This window comes from Campylobacter sp. W0066.2 (genome assembly GCF_024723515.1).
Lineage (GTDB): Bacteria > Campylobacterota > Campylobacteria > Campylobacterales > Campylobacteraceae > Campylobacter_D.
Genome location: NZ_JANQCV010000038.1, coordinates 1 through 1,097, shown reverse-complemented (window position 1 = coordinate 1,097; position 1,097 = coordinate 1). Strand labels below are relative to the sequence as shown.

The 1,097-nt window shown below is 32.9% G+C and carries 1 pseudogene; it reads right to left on the bottom strand.

Annotation, left to right across the window (positions count from 1 at the left end):
* A pseudogene (locus CAMP18498_RS07875) lies at positions 1-1,097 on the bottom strand (hypothetical protein); the annotation flags it as partial.

Here is a 1,097-nt window from a genome sequence, read left to right as displayed (position 1 = left end):
CTTATAGTATCATCACTAAGCATACTATTTGAAGCTAAGATTAAACCACCATCTTGAAGTTTAATACCACCTTTGTCTGGATTCTTACTATCTCCTATGATACCATTATTAATAATACCTGCTTGGCCACCTGCTAGAGTTCCTTTTACAATGATATCCTCTGTTAGTTTTTGATTTTCGCCAATATAAAAGCCAGCTACACCACCATAAACTAAACCATCAATATCGATTTTACCGATTTGAAAAGGAACATTAGGATTGCTTGCTACATCTATAAATATACCATATCTTCCTGCTTGAATAGTGCCTTTATTTGTAATATTATCTACCCTAGTTTGTAATGATTCTTTAGAATTATTATTTCCTAAAACTATACCATCTTTACTTGCTATAATAGTTCCACTATTATTAATTGTTTCTACTTGAGTTCCTAGTGCAAGATATACACCATTATAAGTATTAATTAAACCACTATTATTTATAGTTCCTATTTTAGGAATACCATCAACATTACCCATATATATTCCTGCACCTTGGCCATAACTCTCACTTAAGTTTCCAATGGTGCCATTTCCGTTGTATTGTATAGTGCCTGAGTTATTAATGGTTTCTACGATTTTACCATTCCCATAACTACCTGATATACCAATTCCTGAGCTTTTTGTAAGTATTAATCCTTTGTTATCGATAGTTTTAGCTTGTGCGTATGTATGAATTACAATACCACCACTAACATCCTTAAATCCTTGAGGATTTGTACCTTCAGAAATTATAGTTCCTTTATTGGTAATATTATCTACAGTAGTTGATCCACCCCAAATACCAGTATCTAATTTAATACCATTGTTACCTTTAATAGTGCCATCGTTTGTGATATTACCTATAGTAGCAGAATAATCTGGCCTTGCAATTACATAAATACCGTTATTATCTCCTTGGATAGTTCCAGTGTTATTTATGCTCTCAATTTTTCCACCATTGTTAAGCCTAATACCACTATCACTACCACTTATAATCCCTGAATTATCAATCGTCTCTATAGTGCCTCCACCATTTTCAATAAAAATACCACTCCAACCATCACCGATAGTACCACT